Below are 17,814 nucleotides of genomic sequence, written 5' to 3'. Positions count from 1 at the left end.
CTCAGCTGGGCACCGCGTAGACGGCCACGCGCGCGCTGGCGACGCCGGCCCTGTCGAACGTCCCGTCGCTGGTGATGAGGCGCAGCTCGGGCCCGGTGCCCTCGGGGGCGACGAGCGTGCTGTCCGGCTCGGTCGGCGGGAAGAGCGCCGTGTGGCGGACGGTGAAGCGGGTGTCGTGGCCGGTCTCGTCGCGCACCACGAGCAGCGCGCCGGGCATCAGGGTGGCGAGGCCGGCGAACGCGCCGTTCGTGTAGCCGAAGCCGGAGTGCCCGGACAGCACCGCGACCCCCGGGCTGCCGGGTGCCGGGCCGTCGGCGAACCAGCCGACGCCGGCCGCCGTGCCGGGCTGCTCACGGCGTCCGCCGCCGACCCGGCCGAGGTCGACGATGTGGTCGAGCGTCCGGCGGAGTTCGGGGATCCACAGCTGCGCCGGCGGGGCGCCGGCCGCCGCCGCGGCGGGGCGTCCCGCGGCCGGGGCGCCGGCGGGCACCGAGGCGTCCGGGGTGAGCACGAAGGTGACGCCGACGAGGACGCCGACCAGCCCGGCCACCACGGCGACCACGACGCCGGCCGGCCGCACGAGCTCGGATCGCCGCTCGGGCCGTTCGCTCACCTTCGTCTGCTCCACACCTGTTCGATGTCTCAGGAGTCGTGAACGGCTGAGTGGCGTTACCGAATCGTGTCCAGTGGTGGTGGAGTTCACTCGATCGGGTTATCCGTCTGTGATCTGCGCTTCAAAAGAGCACGTTCGGACCAGTGAATCGGGGCAATGTCCGGCACGGGGCGGGGAGATCCGACAAAATAACTGGTTTCGACCCGTCGGACTGGGGATATTCACCAGGCGGAAGTGAGGTGTGCCGAGCTGTGCGGAAAATCGAAGAGCCCGGGAACGCCACCGTGGGCGTGCTGGACGTCGGATCGTTCAGCGCCCGCCTGGTGGTGGTCCCGGTCGCCGGTCGCTCGCTCCAGCCGGTGCTCAACCACCAGACGCGCCTGCGCCTGGACCGCGAGCTCGACTCGCACGGCCGGCTGACCGCCCGCGGTATCGCCTCGGTGACCGCCGCCGTCGCGGCCGGCATGACCACCGCCTACCGCCACGGCTTCGCCAGTGTGTACCCGCTGGCGACCTCGTCCATTCGCGACGCGGCCAACTCGGCCGACGTCGTCCGGCACGTCGCCGGCGAGACCGGCGTCGAGCTGCAGTTCCTCTCCGGCCGCCGCGAGGCCGAGCTGGCCTACCTGGCCGCGCGCCGCTGGTACGGCCCCAAGGCCGGGCCGTTGCTGATCCTCGACATCGGCGGCGGCACGGTGGAGCTCGCGGCGGGCTGCGGCGAGCAGGCGACGTTCGCGCGGTCGCTGCCGATGGGCGCGCGCTCCCTGACCCGCGACTGGCTGCCGACCGAGCGGGTCTCGGGCAAGCAGGTCAGGGCACTGCGGGCGTACGCGCTGGACCAGGCCACCACCACGCTCGGGGCCGCGGACATCGCCGGTCACCGGACGGTCGGCTGCTCGAAGGTGCTCCAGCAGCTCGCGCGGCTCGCCGGCGCCCGGCCGGGCAAGTCCCGCGACCTGCGCCTCGACGACCTGCGCGCCTGGATCCCGCGGCTGGCCGCGATGCCGACGTCGAAGCGGGCCGAACTGCCCGGGATCTCCCGCAACCGCGCCCACCAGGCCCTGGCGGGCGCGATCGTGGCCGAGGCGCTGCTGAGCGTCGCCGGCGGCCAGCTGACGATCTGCCCCTGGTCCACCCGCGACGGCCTGCTGCTCGCCCTGCGCGACGAGGCCGCCAAGGGACGCCGCCGCGGGCGCGTCCAGGTCGCCTGAATCCGTCCCGGCCTGGTCGTGGCCGGGAAAACCGGGTATTCCGGAAGACATGAGCCAAACGCAGCGGTCCCACGGCAAGGACGACGAAGACGACGAGCTCCCCAAGCTGCCCACCGCCGGCCAGCTGACGCACGACGTGCCCACCACCCCGGACCCCGACGTCAAGCCGGCCGGCACGGAGGAGATCCCGGACCCACCGGGCCGGGACGCGGTGAGCGACCTCCCGCAGTGAGCCGGTCCGGGCGACCGGGCCGGTTTCCGCCGAATGGTCTTGCGCCGGTCCGATAGTGCCTTGCCGTTCCACGGGGGCGGTGGCTACGTTCCGGTGATGCGTTCGCGACTGCTGGCGGTGACCTTCGAGGCGGACGACCCCGCTGAAGCGGCGCGCTTCTGGGCCGGCCTGCTGGGCCGGGAGGTCGTCGAGGACGACGGCGGTGTGCTGCTCCCGGGCGGGGAGGCCCAGCTCGGCCTGCGGTTCGCACCGGGCCGCGCCGGCCGGCTCGGCGCGAACCGGATGCACCTGCACCTGACCAGCGCCGACCTCGACGACCAGCGGCGCACGGTGGCCGCGGCGGTCGGGCTCGGTGGCCGCCACGTCGACGTCGGGCAGCGACCCGAGGAGGCGCACGTCGTCCTGGCCGACCCGGCGGGCTACGAGTTCTGCGTGATCGAGCCCGGCAACGGCTACCTCGCCGGGTGCGGCCCGCTGGGGGAGCTCACCTGTGCCGGCACCCGGCGGGCCGGCCTGTTCTGGAGCGCGGCACTGGGCTGGCCCCCGGTGTGGGACCGGGGCGAGCAGATCGCGATCCAGTCGCCGCGCGGCGGCACGAAAGTCGCCTGGGACGTATGGGACGGCACACCCGTGGCGCCGAACCGGCAGCGCTTCGAGCTGCTCCCGGCGGACGGCGACCAGCGGGCGGCGGTCGACGCGCTGATCTCCCTCGGCGCCGCCCGGCTCGGCGTCCGCGACGACGGCACCGTCGTGCTGGCGGATCCGGACGGCACCGGGTTCCGCGTGCGGCCGGTGGAGAGCGCAGTGACCGCCCCGGGTCCGTGAATGGCTCATCGAGGGACTCTGAGTCCCTCGATGAGCCATTCACGGACTTTCCGGGTCAGCGGCCTTCGGCGGTGATCGGGTTCGACGGTTCCGCGAACTGACGCAGCTTCGAGGTGTCACGCCGCATCGGCGCGCGGCCCGGGGGCTGGCGCGGCGGATCGCCCGCGTCGATCTTCGGGATCGCGAACCGCTGGGGTTCGACGGTGATGGTGATCCGCTCGCCGTGGTGCACCACTTCCAGCGGTTCGCCGGCCAGCACGTGATAGGTCGCCTGGTCGGGATCGATCTCGACCTGGAACCGCGTGCCGCGGAACATCAGGCGGAAGGTGATCCGGTCCAGCTGCGGCGGCAGCCGCGGCGCGAACGCCAGCGCCCCGCCGTGGTCGCGCAGCCCGCCGAACCCGGCCACCGCGCCCTGCCACGCCCCGGCCAGGGACGCCATGTGCAGGCCGTTGCGGACGTTGTTGTGGACGTCGTGCAGGTCGGTCAGCGCGGCCTCGGCGAGGTAGTCGTAGGCCAGCTCCAGATGCCCGACCTCGGCCGCGACGACGGCCTGCGTGCCCGCCGAGAGCGACGAGTCCCGCACCGTGCGGGCCTCGTAGTAGGCGAAGTTGCGCGCCTTCTCCTCCATGCTGAACGAGTCCCCGCACATGTGCAGGGCCAGCACCAGGTCCGCCTGCTTCACGACCTGCTTGCGGTAGAGGTCGAAGTACGGGAAGTGCAGCAGCAGCGGGTAGTGCGCGAGGTCGGTGCCCTCGTAGTCCCACTCGTCGTGGTCGAGGAACCCCTCCGACTGCGGGTGCACACCGAGTTCGCGGTCGTAGGGCAGGTACATCGCCGCGGCGGCGGCCCGCCACGTGTCGAGCTCGACCGTGTCGACCTCGAAGCGGGCCGCGATGTCGGGGTGCCGCGCGCACGAATCCGCGGCCGCCAGCAGGTTCCGGCGCGCCATCAGGTTCGTGTAGACGTTGTTGTCCGCCACCGCCGAGTACTCGTCCGGGCCGGTGACGCCGTCGATGCGGAACGCGCCGTGCCGGTCGTGGTGGCCGAGCGATGCCCACAGCCGCGCGGTTTCCAGCAGCAGCTCGACGCCGTAGTCGCGCTCGAACTCCTCGTCGCCGGTCGCGTTGAGGTAGCGCAGCACGGCGTCGGCGATGTCCGCGCTGACGTGGAACGCCGCCGTGCCGGCCGGCCAGTAGGCCGAGCACTCGGCGCCGTTGATCGAGCGCCACGGGAACGCCGCGCCGCGCAAGCCCAGCTGGTGCGCGCGTTCCCGGGCTTTGTCCATTGTGGAATGCCGCCAGCGGAGCGCGTCGCGGGCCGCGTCCGGCATGGTGTAGGTGAGCACCGGCAGCACGAACGACTCGGTGTCCCAGAACGCGTGGCCGTCGTAGCCCGGGCCGGTGAGGCCCTTGCCCGCGACCGCCCGGCTTTCCCCGCGGGCCCCGGCCTGCAGCAGGTGGAACAGCGCGAACCGGACGGCCTGCTGCAGCTCGGGATCACCGTCGATCTCGATGTCCGACGTGGCCCAGAACTCGTCGAGGAACGCGCGCTGCTCGGTGACCAGGCCCTTCCAGCCGGTCTGGCGGGCGCCCGCCAGGGCGGCCTCGACCTGCGAGCGCAGCGCGGGTACCGAGCGCTGCGCCGACCAGCCGTAGGCGAGGAACTTCGTGATGCGGAGCTTGCCGCCCTTGGGCACGTCGACCGCGACGGTGAGCCGCGCGAGGTCCTCTTCGGCGTGGATGCGGGCGCGGATCCCGTCGTCCACCTCGATCTTGTGGTCCATCGCCGCGGCCATCCGCAGCCCGGAGCGCCGCGTCTGGTGCACCAGCACGGCGTTGTAGTCGGTGGCGCGGTGGAACTCGCCGACCAGCGGCGACTCCAGCGCCGCGGCCACCCGCGGGTCCCGGGTGTCGGACTCGATCGGCTCGTTGGCCAGCAGGTCGGACTGCACGACCAGCTGCAGGTCCTCGTCGAGCGGCTCGACCTCGTAGCGGATCGCGGCGATCGCGCGCTGGGTGAACGACACCATCCGCTCGGTGCGCACCCGGACCCGGCGTCCGGTGGGCGAGGACCACTCGGTCGTCCGGGTCAGCGTGCCCCGGCGGAAGTCGAGCACCCGGTCGTGCGCGGTGGCCGCGCCGTAGCGCATGTCGAGCGGCTCGTCCTCGACCAGCAGCCGGATGATCTTGCCGTCGGTCACGTTGACGACGGTCTGGCCCTCTTCGGGGTAGCCGTACCCCGCCTCGGCGTAGGGGAGACCGTGCTCCTCGTAGAAGCCGTTGAGGTAGGTGCCGGGCAGGCCGCGCGGTTCCGCTTCCTCGAGCGTGCCGCGCAGCCCGATGTGCCCGTTCGACACCGCGAAAGCCGATTCGGTGCGCTGCAGGGCGTCGACGTCCATGCCGCGCCACCGCAGTTCCCACGGCGAGCACTCGTACCCGCGTGGTTCGTCGCTCATTCAGTCCTCCAGCAGTTCGGCGAGGTCGTCGACGACGACGTCGGCGCCGTGCGCGCGCAGTTCTTCGGCCTGGTCGGCCCGGTTCACGCCGACGACGTACCCGAACCCGCCCGCCTTTCCGGCCTGGACGCCGGACTGGGCGTCCTCGAACACGGCGGCGTTTGCGGGCTTGACCCCGAGGGCTTCGGCGCCGGCCAGGAACGAGTCCGGCGCGGGCTTGCCCTTGAGGTGCCGCTCCCGGATGGTGAGGCCGTCGACGCGGGCTTCGACGTACTTGCTCAGGTCACCCGCGTCGAGCACCTTGGCACCGTTCGCCGACGATGTCACCACGGCGATCCGCAGCCCGGCGGCCTTGACGGCGTCGAGGTAGCGGATCGAGCCGGGGTAGGGGCTCACGCCGCGCTCGTCGATGATCTTCAGCACCAGCTCGTTCTTGCGGTTGCCCACGCCGTTGACGGTCGGGGCGTCGACCGCGTCGTCCGGATCGCCTTCCGGCAGCGTTATCCCGCGCGACTTCAGGAATTCACGCACCCCGTCGGCGCGGGGGCGGCCGTCCACATAGGTCGCGTAGTCCTTGTCCGTGAACTCCTGGAACCCGGCGCCGTCGCGGGCGCGGAGAAATTCGTCGAATGTCCGTTTCCAGGCCTCACGATGGAGAACCGCTGTTCCGGTCAGCACCCCGTCGAGGTCGAAAAGGCACGCGGTGATGGTTTCCGGCAATCCCGTCATGCCCGCACGCTACCGGTCATCGCCGTCGTTCGCGGGTTCTTCGGGGTGGGGCCGCACCCGATGGATGAGTTCGTGCACGGTCGCGTCCGCGAGCCGGTAGCGCACCACCCGGCCGGTGCGCTGCGTGGTGACCAGGCCGTGCGCCCGCAGCAGCCGCAGGGCCTGCGAAACCGCGGTGTCCGTCATGCCCGTGACCGCGGCGAGGTCGGTGACGCTGATCTCCCGCGCGTAGTGGATCGAGACGAGCAGCGCGAGCCGCGAGGGGTCGGCGACGACGGAGAAGCGCTGGGCCCACTCGTCGATGACGGCGCGGTCGCCGAGCCCGTCGGCCGCCGCGGCCACCCGCTCCGGGTCGATCAGCTTGCGGCCGGGGTCGGTGCTCACTCCCGGGATGATTCCACCTGCGGTCCGGGCCGACCACCGGTGGCCTGGGTCACGCGCGGCTTGACGGCATCGGGGTGGCCGGGCGAGGCTGGCGTTAAGACGCTTGTCATAGTTCCTGGGAGCCGAAGATGACCGATGTCGCCGCCGAGACCCGCTCGAAGACGATCACCTGGCAGGACCCGCTGGCGACGGCCCGGCTCGGCCTGACGATGACGGGTTTCGAGTACCTGACGGCGATCGCCGAGGGCCGCATCCCCGGCCCGCCGATCGCCGCGCACTTCGGGATGCGGTGGGAAAGCATCGGGCACGGCGAGGTCGTCGCGGTCATCGAGCCGGACGAGTCGATGTACAACCCGATCGGCATGGTGCACGGCGGCGTCGCGGCCACGATGCTGGACTCGGTGGTCGGCTGCGCGGTGCACTCGACGTTGCCGGCCGGGGTCGGCTACTCGTCGGTGGAGCTCAAGGTGAGCTACCTGCGCGCGATCCACGCCGGCCGCGGCGAGATCCGCGCGACCGGCCGCGTCGTGAAGGAGGGATCGCGCATCGCCTTCGCCGAGGGCGAGATCCGCGACGCCGACGGGAAGCTGCTCGCGACGGCGTCGGGGACCTGCGTCATCACGCGCTAGCGGGCTTCCTTGACGTCCCAGTGCTCGACGAGCAGGCCGCCTTCGACGCGCAGGATGTCGACGACGGCGTAGGTGCTTCCGGGCAGCTGCACGCGCAGGTGGGCCACGACGAGGTCGTGCTCGGCGACGACGTGCTCGATCGTCGTGGTCCCGCCCATGAGCGGCGAGTTCTTCACGGCGTCGGCGAACGCGTCACGGCCCGAGGGGAGGCCGGGGCTGTGGGTCACGAAATCGGGGTGCAGGACGGCTTTCGCGGCGTCGATGTCCTTACGCACGAACAGGTTCTCCAGGCATTCGACGACGATTTCGCGGGTTTCGCTCATGGCGTTCATGGTCGGCTTTCCGGGCGTGGCCGTCGATTACGCCGCGGGTAATCACCGCGGCGGGCGGACCCGTCGGCCGCGAATGGCGTCGCCGCCGCCGTAGCGCGCGATGACCGACGCCAGGAGCTTCCGGGCGTCCTCGACGCGTTCGGCGCCGTAGTCCGCGACCAGTTCCTCCTGGAGCTCTTTGCGGAGCGCGCGTGTCGCTTCGACCGCGTGAAGCGCGTGCTCGGTGAGGTGCAGGAGCTTGGTCCGCGCGTCGGCCGGGTCGGGCTCGCGGCGGACCAGGCCCCGGCGTTCGAGGTCGGCGACGGCCTTCGACGCGGCCTGCTGCGTCACCCCCATCCGCTCGGCCAGCGCGGTGATGGACAGCGGCGCGGCCAGGACGTGCTGGATGACGACGCCGTCGTTGAAGCGCAGGTCTCCGAAGCCCCGCTCGGCCAGCCGCCGCTGGACCTCGTCGGTCATGGCCCAGCCCGCGAAGAGGGCGGTGAGTGACAGATCGAGGCCGTCTGCCGTAGGATGCACAACCATGGTTGTGGAATCTAGCAGAGTGCCGGCAGAGCTGGCCGAAGGGTTCGTCCGCGTGGCGCACCGGATCGTCTGGTGCACGATGGTGACGGTCGACCGCCGCGGCCGGCCGCGGTCCCGGGTCGTCCACCCGATCTGGGAGCGGACGCCGGAAGGCCTGTCCGGCCGGCTGTTCACCCGCCCGACGCCGCTGAAGGTCGCGCACCTGACGGCGTCGCCGTACGTGTCGTGCTCGTACTGGGACCCGCAGCACGAGGTCGCGGTCGCGGAGTGCCGGGCGGACTTCGCCGACGACGAGGCGACCCGCAAGTACCTGTGGGACCTGTTCGAGTCGACGCCGGAGCCGCTGGGCTACAACCCGAAGATCCTGGGCGGCGAGGACCACCTGGACCCGAAGATCACGGTGCTGCGCTTGACACCCTGGCGGATCTCGACGGGCGGCGAAGCCTGGCGCGCGGCTTAGAACAGCGTCAACTGTCCTTTGGGCGGCCGGTTCCGAGCGTCGCGCGCGGCGCACCGGCCGCAAGTCACTTCGTCGTCGGTCGGCCGCAGCCCGCGGTAGTCCCAGCCGTTGAGGCCGGTGCCGCAGGCGGGCAGCCAGTCGCCGGTGACGAGGTGCACGGTGCCCGCCGTGGTCCGGCCCCGATCCCCGGCGTGGGCCCGGCGCCAGGTCGGCGGCGGCCCCGGAGGCGTCTCGGCCGGGCGGTGGTGGGTGAGCCGGTTTCGGAACGCGGCCAGGGGTTCGCGCTGCGGGGACAGCGTGAACAGAGCGAGCGGATCGGCCTCCGGATCCATGGAGTCCACGGTCGCAGGCGGTCCCGCCGATCGGCTACCGCCATCCCGGGCACCGCGGACCGGGGTGTCGCGGACCGGGTGTCGCGCCGGCCGAGCGCGCGGCTCCGAGATCGCCGCATGGCCGTGAAGGGCACCCTCAGGGCTTATGTGTCCCTGAAGGTGCCCCTCACGACATTGAAAGTCCTGAGTGCCCCTCATGGCTTATATGTCCCTGGGGGTGCCCCTCATGGCTTGGAAAGTCCTGAGGGTGCCCCTCACGGCTGTGAAAGTCAGGCAGCCCCGACACGGCGGTCGAAGACCAGGCCTTCGGCCGCCCGCAGCCCCACGCTGATCGCGCCCGTCAGGACCGCGTCCTCGCCCAGCTCACCCTGGACCACCTTCGGGACCAGCGGCGTGAACGCGCGCAACGCGCGGTCGATCGGCTCCAGCAGCAGGTCTGCCGCCGTGCCCATGCCGCCGCCCAGGACGATCAGTTCCGGGTCGATCACCGCCGCCACCGAGGCCACCGTGTACGCCAGGCGATCCGCTTCCGTCTCCACCGCGCGGCGGGCCAGCTCGTCGCCTTCGCGGGCCAGGCGGAACACCTCGCGGGCCGATTTCGCTGTCCCCAGGCCGAGTTCGCGGGCGCCGCGGACGACCGACTGCGCCGCCGTCGCCTCCTCCAGGTGGCCGCGGGTGGGCGGCAGGCCCGGGGAGTCGGACGCGCGCGTGCGGCCGTACGGGAGGTAGCCGATCTCGCCCGCCGCGCCGGTGGCGCCGCGGAACACCCGGCCGTCGACCATGATGCCCATGCCGACGCCGGTGCCGATCGTGATGCAGCCGAACACCGACACCCCCCGCGCGGCGCCGCTTTCGCCTTCGCCGACGGCGGTGAGGTTCGCGTCGTTCTCGACCATCAGGTCCGGGCCCAGCGCGGCCTCGAGGTCGTCGATCAGCCCGGCCCGGCCCCAGCCCGGCAGGTTCGGCGCGTGCCGGAAGCAGCGCTTGTCCGGGTCGGCGACGCCGGGGGAGCCGACGACGCGGACAACGATGTCGCCCGCCGTCAGCCCGGCCTCGGCGACGGCGTCGGCGGCGATCCGGCCGACAGCGGCGACCAGCGCCGCGCCGGAGCGGGCGGAGTTGCGTTCGTCGCGGCGCGCCACGAGCGTCCGGCCGAGGTCCGACACGGCGACGCGGATGTGCTCGCGGCCGATGTCGACGCCCAGGACGTACCCCGCGGTCGGGTCGGCTTCGTACAGCACCGCCGAGCGTCCGGTGCCGGTGGAGGTGTGCCCGGTCGGGCGCGCCAGGCCGGCCGCCTCGAGCGCCAGCAGCGCCTGGCTGACCGTCGGCTTCGACAGCCCGGTGTCCTTCGCGACCTGCGGCCGCGTCGCCGGGCCGCTGCGCCGCAGCAGGTCCAGCACCGCGCGCTGGTTGATCTTCCGCATCCCGGCGGGGGTCCCGACCGTGGGGATTTCTACGCCGGCCACCCGTGCCCGCCTCCTGTCGTCCTCGTGCTCATCGCCAACCTAATCACCGTGCCGCCGCCGGGGACGGGAATTCCGCCGGAATCCGGTCCGTTGAAGCGACCATGAGCACTCCGGTACGCGGGCGCGTCCGCGTGGCACAAGGCGCGAAGCGGGTTCGGGTGTTCCTCGGCGGGCAGGCCGTCGCGGACACGGTGCACCCCCTCCTGGTGTGGGAAGTCCCGTACTACCCCACGTACTACTTCCCACGCGCGGACGTGGAGAGCGGCCTGCTCACCCCTTCCGGCCGGACGTCGCACTCGCCCAGCCGGGGGGAAGGTGTCCGGTCGACGATAAAGGTTGCCGGGTCCGAGGCGGTGGACGGCGCGCTGGAGTACCCGGATTCGCCCATCGAGGAGCTGCGCGGCCACGTGCGGTTCGACTTCGCCGCCTTCGACTGGTTCGAGGAGGACGAGCAGATCTTCACCCACCCCCGCGATCCCGGGGTGCGCGTCGACATCCTGCCCAGCTCGCGGCACGTCCGGATCGAGGTCGACGGCGTGACCGTGGCCGACACCGTCCGCCCGCACCTGCTGTTCGAGACGAACCTGCCCACCCGGTACTACCTGCCGCGCGTGGACGTCCGGATGGACCTGCTCGAGAAGACCCAGACCGTGACGCACTGCCCGTACAAGGGCGCGACGGAGTACTTCTCGGTGGCCGGGCACGAGGACCTCGCCTGGAGCTATCCGACGCCGCTGCCGGAGAGCACGCGCGTCGCCGGGCTGGTCGCCTTCCTCGACGAGAAGGTCGACGTCTACGTGGACGGCGTCCTGCAGGAGCGGCCCAGGACCAAGTTCGCCTGACCGCTCACGCGTCCGGCAGCCAGTTCCCGTGGAACCCCGCCGGCACGCGCTGCGGCAGGTGGACGACGGCGACCGGCGCGGCGGCGACGTCCCCGGCGTCGAAGACCACGAGGTCGCTGCGGTCTTCGGCGGCGTCGTAGACGTAGGTGAGCAGCCAGCCGTCGCCGCTCCCGGCCGGGACGAAGACGGCCTCGCCGGGGGTGCGCCCGGGCGCGAAGACGTGCTGCTCGACGGCGCCGGTGTGCAGGTCGTGGCGGCGCAGGAAGCTCTGCTCGCCGTCGCGGCCGCTCTGCGTGACGTGCCCGAACCGGACGTCGGAGCCGGCGAGGCGGTCGTCGATGCGCGGGAACTCGGCGGGCCGGTCGTCGAGGCGCTCCTCGGTGACGCGCCCGGTCGCCGGGTCGAGGCTCCAGCGCCACAGCACGCCGGGTGACGGCTCGTGCCCCTCCCACCACAGGTGGTCGTAGCGGACGACGGTCACCACGATCCGGCCGTCGGCGGTGTCGTGCGCGTTGAGCGTGTGGAAGACGTAGCAGGGTTCGACGTCGAACCAGCGGACGCCGCCGGCCGGGTCGTCGCGGCGCAGCACGCCGAGGCGCGCGCCGTAGCCGGCGTCCCAGCGGTAGGGCATGCCCTGCCCGACCGACGCCCGGTCGAACACCACCGGCAGGTCGTAGAACACGGCGTGGGACGCGGTGAGCGCGAAGTCGTGCATCATCGTCAGGCCCGGCACGTCGATCGGCTGCCGGACGGCGAGCTTCCCGCTCGCGTCGGCGCGGTAGTAGCTCACGTGCGGGGCGGTGATGCTGCCGTAGCCGAAGAAGTGCAGCTCGCCGGTCGTGGGGCAGATCTTCGGGTGCGCGGTCATCGAGTCGGCCAGTTCGCCGCCGAAGTCGTACGCGCCCACGGTGTCCAGCTCGGTCGTGATCTCGTACGGCAGCGACGACTCGACGAGCGCGAGCGTCCGGCCGGCGTGGTTGACGACGTGCGTGTTGGCCGTGCTGGTGCGCAGGTTCCGGGTGCCGTCGGCGTTGTAGAGCGTGGCGTCGTCGTCGCCGAAGCTTTCGGTGCGGACCCAGCGGTTGCGGTACCAGGCGGCGCGGCCGTGCTCGAGGCGGACGCCGTGGAGCATGCCGTCGCCGGTGAACCAGTGCTTGCTGCCGGTGCGCGGGTTGGGGCCGTTGCGCAGGTACCAGCCGGTCAGCTCGGGCGGCAGCGCGCCGGTCACCGGCAGGTCGAACGCCGTCAGCTCGTCGTGGACGGGGGCGTAGGCGCCGGTGAGGTGGAAGTCGGTGGTGGTCATGGTGATCACGCGGCTTTCTGCGCGCGGGCGCGGACGATGCGCGGGTAGCGGATGGTGAAGGCGACGGGGACGGCGAAGCCGAGGACCTTGAGCGCGATCAGCGCCGCCGTCGCGTGCGGGGCGTAGTTCAGCAGCGCGATGCCGGCGAGGCCGGTGACCGTGAAGCTCGCGGCCCACACGAGGGTGATGACCAGGTTGACGCGCTTGAAGACCGGGTTGTCCCACAGCTCCGGCGGCGTCATCGTCTTGGCGATGCCGAGGGTGAACGGGCGGCGCACGAGGATCGAGCCCCAGGCGGTGAGCGCCAGCCAGGCGTCGGTGAGCGCGCCGGTGTAGGTCTTCAGCGGCGACGCCGGGAAGCTGAACGCGACGACCGTGAGCAGCGCGAAGAAGGCCAGCGCGCTCAGCTCGATGATCAGCGTGCCCGGCTTGCGGCCTTCGCGGCGGGCCACAACGAGCAGGACGGCGGCCAGGACGAGCCCGGTCAGGCCCGACCAGCGCCAGTCGAACTGCGTCGCGACGACCGCGAAGGCGATCCACGGGATGAAGCTCTTGAGGTAGTTCATGGCCGGTCTCCCCACGACGTTCCGACTGTGACATGTCGAAGTTAGAGGGTCATCATTGGACATGTCAAGAGTGGAAGGTAGGATGGGGTCATGAGTCTTCGACACGCCGTGCTGGGGCTGCTGGACGAGGCGCCGGCCAGTGGTTACGACCTGCTGAAACGCTTCGAGCAGGCGATGTCCAACGTGTGGGCGGCGACCCAGAGCCAGCTCTACGGCGAGCTCGGCAAGCTCGAGAAGGCCGGTCTGATCCGGGTGCTCGCGGAGGGACCGCGCGGGCGCAAGGAGTACGAGATCACCGAGGACGGCCGCGTGGAGCTGCGGCACTGGCTGGTCGAGGTCAAACCCAACCGGTCCCCGCGCAACGAGGTCCTGCTGCGCGTCTACTTCCTGGGCTCGGTGTCGCCGGAGAAGGCGAAGGAGTTCATCGAGTACATGGGCGAGAACAGCCGCGAGCGCGAAGAACGCCTCACGGCGCTGGAGGCGTCCATCGACTGGGGCGACGACAACGAAGCCCAGTACGGCCGCCTGGTCCTGGAGTGGGGCAAGCGCTTCTCGGCGATGAGCCGCGAGTGGTCCGAGTGGGCCGTCAAGCAGATCGGGTAACCCCCGTATAACGCCCTATACTGCTCGGGTCAGGCGGCGCGGCGGCCGTGGGCCGGGCGGCGGAAGGGGCGGGACCGCGGCCGGGGCGCCGCCGGGGTGTCCACAGTGGACCCGCGTGTCGTGACGTCGTCGCCGGCCGTCGCCGCCGGGAGGGGTGCGGTGCGGTCGCGGTGACCTCGGTGCGCCGCGTACAGCAGCACCAATCCCAGCACCACCAGCACGTGCGTCGCCAGCCGGGCCACCGTCACCTGGCCGGTCACCAGGTCGCCCGCCGACAGCGCGAACAGCACCCCGACGAACCCGGTCAGCAACGGCAGCTGGCCGCCCGCCGTGCGCGGGCGCAGCGCCGCCGTCAGCAGCCCGATGCCCACCGCCAGGTTCCACGCGCCGCTCTCGTGCGCCAGGTGCCCGGGCAGGGCCATGCCCTCGTGCGCGTCCGCCGTGCCCAGCAGCTGCGCGAACGCCAGCCCGAGCTGGGCGAGCGCCACCACGGCCAGTGCGATCCGCACGCCCCAGCCGTCGCCGGCCGGCGACGGGGTGCGCTCGAGGATCGACGCCGTGAGGTCCGGGACGCGCGGCGCCGGGCGCAGCAGCATCGCCCGCCGCAGGTGCTCCGCGCCGGTGAGCCACTCCCGGCACGCCGCGCAGCCGTCGAGGTGCCGGTCGACCGCGCCCGGCGGGCCCGGCTCGGTCTCGCCGTCGAGCCTGGCCGACAGCCCTTCGCGGCATTCTTCGCACCTCACCTCCCAGTAGTCGGGCGAGGAGGCCACGAGGTTCCCGGTGACTGCTAGCGTCCCGGACATGACCCGGGGTGAGGACGACGAGCGCGCGACGTCGCTGGCGCTGGCCGCCGGCCGTGGCGATCGCCGCGCGCTGGAGGAGTGGGTCCGCGCGACCCAGGCCGACGTCTGGCGCTTCCTCGCCCACCTCACCGACGCGTCCCAGGCCGACGACCTGACGCAGGAGACCTACCTCCGCGCCTTCGGGAGCCTTCACCGCTTCGCGGGACGCTCGTCGTCGCGGACGTGGCTGTTGTCGATCGCGCGCCGGGTCGTCGTCGACCAGCTCCGGGCCGCGGGCGCCCGGCCGAAGATCGCCGACACCGACTGGGAAGCCGCCGCCGAACGCGGCCGCGGTACCTCGGCGGGCTTCGAGGACCTGGTCGAACTGGGCCTGCTCCTCGACGGCCTGGAGCCCGAGCGGCGCGAGGTGCTCGTGCTGACGCAGGTCCTCGGCCTGTCCTACGCCGAGGCCGCCGACGTCTGCGGCTGCCCGGTCGGCACCGTCCGCTCGCGCGTCGCCCGGGCCCGTGAAGACCTGGTCCAGGCCCGCCGCGAGCGCGGCTCCGGCACCGGCTGACCCACCCGGCGCACCCGCTTGGTCCGTCCGGCACTGTGGCGGCGCACACATTCGGCCGCTTCTGGTGTCATCTCGTCACAGAGATGAGCGGACACGACTACGCCGCGTTGACGCCCTGACAACGCCTGCTTAGCGTGACCCGGGTCACGAGGTCCCCGCCTCCCCACCACGCCGCTCCGTTTCGCGTCGCCGTGAAGCGCGCAACCCCGGAGCCCCCGAAGGGATTCCCGATGGCCAGTCCCACCACCGAACCCGCGGACCCGGGGCAGGTCGGCCGCCGCCGCTTCCTGACCTACCTCGTCGCCGCGCCGACGCTCACCATCGCCACGAAGCTCACCGCGGACGCCGTCGCGCCGGCCGTGGCCGAAGCCTCGATCCCGACCCTGCCGCAGCCCGCCGAGATCCTCGACCTCGGCGACGTCCTGACACTGTCGGGCGTGCCGACCGCCGGGCTGCTCGTGCTCGAGATGACCGCCGACGGCCGGGCGCGGCTGCAGCTGCCGCGCTGCGAGGTCGGCCAGGGCATCACCACGGCGAACGCGATGCTCGTCGCGGAGGAGCTGGACCTGCCGCTCGACCGGGTCGACGTCGTGCTCGCGGACGCCCGCACCGAGCTGCTGTTCAACCAGCTCACCGGGGGCTCCAACACGATGCGCTCGCTGTACGACCCGGTCCGCGCCACCGCGGCGGCCGCGCGCGCCCGGATGGTGGCCGCGGCCGCGGCGCAATGGGGGACCGACGCGTCGCGACTGTCCACACGCGACGGTGCGGTGTGGGCGCCGGACGGTCGCAAGGCCGGCTACGGCACGCTCGCCGGGCCGGCGTCCCGCTCCGGGCTCAGCATCGGTGTGGTGCAGCCGAAAGCCGAGTCCGCGCACACCCTGGTCGGCACGCCGACCTCGCGCAAGGACGCCCGCGCGATGGTCACCGGCCAGCAGGTCTACACCCTCGACCTCGACGTCCCGGGGGCGAACCCGGTGATGGTGCGCCGCCCGCCGACGATCAACGGCACCGTCAAGAAGGTCAACAACGAAGCCGCGGTGCGGGCGATGCCGGGGATCATCGACATCGCCGTCGTGAAGACCGGCGTCGCGGTGATGGCCGAGACGTTCGGCCAGGCCCTCGACGGCAAGGAGGCGCTCGACGTCACCTGGGGCCCGGGCACGGTCGACGGCGAGAACAACGAGACCATCAAGAAGAAGCTGCACGACGCCACGCTGCCGTTCGTCGTGCCGCCGCTGCTGACGCAGTACGTGGACGGCGAGTTCGACTTCGCGTTCGCCAGCCACGCGCCGATGGAGTCGAACTCCGCGGTCGCCGACGTCCGCGACGGCAGTGCGACCATCTGGGCCGGGCTGAAGTCGCCGATCGTGGCGAAGCAGACCATCGCGCAGGAGCTGGGGCTGCCGGAGAACCAGGTCACGGTGCACGTCCAGCAGGGCGGCGGATCCTTCGGCCGGCGCCTGTTCTTCGACGCCGCCCTGGAAGCCGCGCACATCTCGCAGGCGATGAAGAAGCCCGTCCGGCTCATGTGGAGCCGGATCGACGACATGCGCCACGGCCGGGCGCGCGCGGCGAGCCACCACAAGATCCGCGCCACCTTCGCGCTCGGGCAGGTGCTCACCTTCGAGCACCGCGTCGCCAGCGTCGAAACGGACTGGAGCCACGGCCTCGGCGAGATCCTCACGGCGTTCGCGGCGCAGCTGCCGGTCGCCGGGAACCTGAGCTTCGCGCAGACGGTGTTCCTGCTGACGATCAAGTCGCCGTACAACTTCGGCGTCACCACGCAGCTGCTCAACGAGGTACCGCTGAAGTTCCACACCTCGGCGTGGCGCTCGGTGTACTCGGCGAACACCCGTGGCGCCGAGGAGATCATGGTCGACGAGATCGCCGCGAAGCTCGGCAAGGACCCGGTGCAGTTCCGCCGCGAGTTCATCAAGGTCGACCGCCAGCGCGCGGTGCTCGACAAGGTCGCCGAGCTCGGCGAGTGGGGCAAGAAGATGCCGAAGGGCTTCGCCCAGGGCATCGCGGTGCACGGCGAGTACAAGTCGTTCACGGCCTGTCTGGTCGAGCTGGACGCGCGCGACCCGAAGTACCCGCGCGTCACCAAGGCCACCATCGCGGTGGACGTCGGCAAGCCGGTGAACCCGCGCGGCATCCAGGCGCAGATGCTCGGCGGCCTGACCGACGCGATCTCGACGACGCTCACCGCGGGCCTGCACATCGACAAGGGCCTGCCGCTGGAAGGCAGCTACTCGCAGTTCCACTACGCACGGCAGAAGAACTCGCCGCCGGACGTCACGGTGCACGTCATGCCGGCCACCGGCGACGACATCGGCGGCGCGGGCGAGCTCGGCCTGCCGGCGCCGGTCGGCGCGATCGCCAACGCCTACGCCCGCGCCACCGGGATCAAGCCCCGCAGCTTCCCGATCACGTTCCCGGTCGACTTCGACCCGTTCCCGCGCTGACAGGAGTTCCCACCATGCCGAACTACACCTTCGTGGTGAACGGGAAGACCGTCACCGTGGACGCGCCGGCCGACCTGCCGATGCTGTGGGCGCTGCGCGACAAGCTCAAGGTCCGCGGGCCGAAGTACGGCTGCGGCATCAACGTCTGCAAGGCCTGCACCAGCCACCTCGACGGCGAGGCGTTCAACCCCTGCGTCACGCCGGTTTCCGACTGCGCGGGCAAGGAGGTCACCACGATCGAGGGGCTGGCCGACGGCGAGAACCTGCACCCGGTCCAGGAGGCGTGGCTGGAGCAGGACGTCGCGCAGTGCGGCTACTGCCAGCCCGGCCAGATCATGGCCGCCGTCGCGCTGTTGAAGAAGACGAAGAACCCGACGGACGCCGACATCGACGCGATCCAGAACGTCTGCCGCTGCGGCACGTACTTCCGGATCCGGGAGGCGATCAAGAGCGCGGCCGCCAAGATGTGACCCG

Annotated in this window: 21 protein-coding genes; 10 read left to right on the top strand and 11 right to left on the bottom strand. The window is 72.1% G+C overall.

Annotated elements, in window-relative coordinates:
* Position 1: 1 nt before the first annotated feature.
* Positions 2-613 (bottom strand): class F sortase, encoded by a 612-nt coding sequence (locus OHS18_RS16150; protein WP_328617608.1) that lies wholly within the window; start codon positions 611-613, stop codon positions 2-4.
* 251 nt (positions 614-864) lie between these two features.
* Between OHS18_RS16150 and OHS18_RS16145 the strand changes: the two genes are divergently transcribed.
* From OHS18_RS16145 to OHS18_RS16135, 3 genes are all read left to right on the top strand, one after another.
* Complete coding sequence (locus OHS18_RS16145) at positions 865-1,824, top strand: Ppx/GppA phosphatase family protein (protein ID WP_328617607.1); 960 nt, start codon at positions 865-867, stop codon at positions 1,822-1,824.
* A 49-nt stretch (positions 1,825-1,873) separates the two neighbouring features.
* Positions 1,874-2,056 (top strand): hypothetical protein, encoded by a 183-nt coding sequence (locus OHS18_RS16140; protein WP_328451756.1) that lies wholly within the window; start codon positions 1,874-1,876, stop codon positions 2,054-2,056.
* Between the two features lie 96 nt (positions 2,057-2,152).
* Positions 2,153-2,881 (top strand): VOC family protein, encoded by a 729-nt coding sequence (locus OHS18_RS16135; RefSeq protein ID WP_328617606.1) that lies wholly within the window; start codon positions 2,153-2,155, stop codon positions 2,879-2,881.
* Between the two features lie 55 nt (positions 2,882-2,936).
* Here OHS18_RS16135 and OHS18_RS16130 read toward each other — a convergent pair whose 3' ends face one another.
* Genes OHS18_RS16130 through OHS18_RS16120 form a run of 3 tightly spaced genes read right to left on the bottom strand, consistent with a single transcriptional unit; the run spans position 2,937 to position 6,452 of the window.
* On the bottom strand, positions 2,937-5,339 hold the full coding sequence (locus OHS18_RS16130) for a glycoside hydrolase family 65 protein (protein ID WP_328617605.1): 2,403 nt from the start codon (positions 5,337-5,339) through the stop codon (positions 2,937-2,939).
* The gene (locus tag OHS18_RS16125; RefSeq protein WP_328451762.1) at positions 5,340-6,068 is read right to left on the bottom strand and encodes an HAD family hydrolase; all 729 of its coding nucleotides are present in this window, start codon (positions 6,066-6,068) and stop codon (positions 5,340-5,342) included. It lies immediately after the preceding gene.
* Between the two features lie 9 nt (positions 6,069-6,077).
* Positions 6,078-6,452: an ArsR/SmtB family transcription factor gene (locus OHS18_RS16120; RefSeq protein ID WP_328617604.1), complete on the bottom strand. Its 375-nt coding sequence runs from the start codon at positions 6,450-6,452 to the stop codon at positions 6,078-6,080.
* Positions 6,453-6,580: 128 nt separating this feature from the next.
* Here OHS18_RS16120 and OHS18_RS16115 point away from each other — a divergent pair, with 128 nt between their 5' ends.
* Entirely contained in the window at positions 6,581-7,081 is a 501-nt protein-coding gene (locus tag OHS18_RS16115) for a PaaI family thioesterase (protein WP_328617603.1), read from the top strand.
* Here OHS18_RS16115 and OHS18_RS16110 read toward each other — a convergent pair.
* Together OHS18_RS16110 and OHS18_RS16105 are read right to left on the bottom strand one after the other, a co-directional pair.
* The gene (locus tag OHS18_RS16110; protein ID WP_328617602.1) at positions 7,078-7,404 is read right to left on the bottom strand and encodes a nuclear transport factor 2 family protein; all 327 of its coding nucleotides are present in this window, start codon (positions 7,402-7,404) and stop codon (positions 7,078-7,080) included. The genes OHS18_RS16115 and OHS18_RS16110 overlap by 4 nt on opposite strands.
* Positions 7,405-7,455: 51 nt before the next feature.
* Positions 7,456-7,938: a MarR family winged helix-turn-helix transcriptional regulator gene (locus tag OHS18_RS16105; RefSeq protein WP_328617601.1), complete on the bottom strand. Its 483-nt coding sequence runs from the start codon at positions 7,936-7,938 to the stop codon at positions 7,456-7,458.
* Here OHS18_RS16105 and OHS18_RS16100 point away from each other — a divergent pair.
* Positions 7,937-8,398, top strand: a complete 462-nt coding sequence (locus OHS18_RS16100; RefSeq protein WP_328617600.1) for a pyridoxamine 5'-phosphate oxidase family protein — start codon at positions 7,937-7,939, stop codon at positions 8,396-8,398. The two genes, OHS18_RS16105 and OHS18_RS16100, sit on opposite strands and share 2 nt — an antisense overlap.
* Here the strand turns inward: OHS18_RS16100 and OHS18_RS16095 are convergent.
* The gene (locus tag OHS18_RS16095; protein ID WP_328617599.1) at positions 8,395-8,730 is read right to left on the bottom strand and encodes a hypothetical protein; all 336 of its coding nucleotides are present in this window, start codon (positions 8,728-8,730) and stop codon (positions 8,395-8,397) included. The genes OHS18_RS16100 and OHS18_RS16095 overlap by 4 nt on opposite strands.
* 269 nt (positions 8,731-8,999) lie before the next feature.
* Complete coding sequence (locus tag OHS18_RS16090; protein ID WP_328617598.1) at positions 9,000-10,199, bottom strand: ROK family protein; 1,200 nt, start codon at positions 10,197-10,199, stop codon at positions 9,000-9,002.
* Positions 10,200-10,300: 101 nt separating this feature from the next.
* On the opposite strand from OHS18_RS16090, the gene OHS18_RS16085 reads away from it, so the two are divergent.
* A complete protein-coding gene (locus OHS18_RS16085; RefSeq protein WP_328451777.1) occupies positions 10,301-11,041 on the top strand; it encodes a DUF427 domain-containing protein in 741 nt (246 codons plus the stop codon).
* A 4-nt stretch (positions 11,042-11,045) separates the two neighbouring features.
* Here the strand turns inward: OHS18_RS16085 and OHS18_RS16080 are convergent, their stop codons facing one another.
* Entirely contained in the window at positions 11,046-12,344 is a 1,299-nt protein-coding gene (locus tag OHS18_RS16080) for a carotenoid oxygenase family protein (protein WP_328617597.1), read from the bottom strand.
* Between the two features lie 5 nt (positions 12,345-12,349).
* Complete coding sequence (locus OHS18_RS16075) at positions 12,350-12,910, bottom strand: hypothetical protein (RefSeq protein ID WP_328617596.1); 561 nt, start codon at positions 12,908-12,910, stop codon at positions 12,350-12,352.
* A 90-nt stretch (positions 12,911-13,000) separates the two neighbouring features.
* On the opposite strand from OHS18_RS16075, the gene OHS18_RS16070 reads away from it, so the two are divergent.
* The gene (locus tag OHS18_RS16070; protein WP_328617595.1) at positions 13,001-13,513 is read left to right on the top strand and encodes a PadR family transcriptional regulator; all 513 of its coding nucleotides are present in this window, start codon (positions 13,001-13,003) and stop codon (positions 13,511-13,513) included.
* 29 nt (positions 13,514-13,542) lie between these two features.
* On the opposite strand, the gene OHS18_RS16065 is transcribed toward OHS18_RS16070, so the two are convergent.
* A complete protein-coding gene (locus OHS18_RS16065; RefSeq protein ID WP_328617594.1) occupies positions 13,543-14,283 on the bottom strand; it encodes a zf-HC2 domain-containing protein in 741 nt (246 codons plus the stop codon).
* Between the two features lie 31 nt (positions 14,284-14,314).
* Here OHS18_RS16065 and OHS18_RS16060 point away from each other — a divergent pair, with 31 nt between their 5' ends.
* The 3 genes from OHS18_RS16060 (at position 14,315) to OHS18_RS16050 (ending at position 17,810) form a co-directional block, all read left to right on the top strand.
* A complete protein-coding gene (locus tag OHS18_RS16060; RefSeq protein WP_328617593.1) occupies positions 14,315-14,872 on the top strand; it encodes a sigma-70 family RNA polymerase sigma factor in 558 nt (185 codons plus the stop codon).
* 230 nt (positions 14,873-15,102) lie between these two features.
* Positions 15,103-17,340 carry a xanthine dehydrogenase family protein molybdopterin-binding subunit gene (locus OHS18_RS16055; RefSeq protein WP_328617592.1) on the top strand — a complete coding sequence of 746 codons (2,238 nt, stop codon included), beginning with the start codon at positions 15,103-15,105 and terminating at the stop codon, positions 17,338-17,340.
* Positions 17,341-17,354: 14 nt separating this feature from the next.
* Complete coding sequence (locus OHS18_RS16050) at positions 17,355-17,810, top strand: (2Fe-2S)-binding protein (RefSeq protein ID WP_328451789.1); 456 nt, start codon at positions 17,355-17,357, stop codon at positions 17,808-17,810.
* The last annotated feature ends 4 nt before the right edge of the window (positions 17,811-17,814 follow it).

It is taken from the genome of Amycolatopsis sp. NBC_00355, assembly GCF_036104975.1.
GTDB lineage: Bacteria > Actinomycetota > Actinomycetes > Mycobacteriales > Pseudonocardiaceae > Amycolatopsis.
Note: the sequence above shows the minus strand (reverse complement) of the source record. Positions and strands in the feature narration are given on the sequence as shown.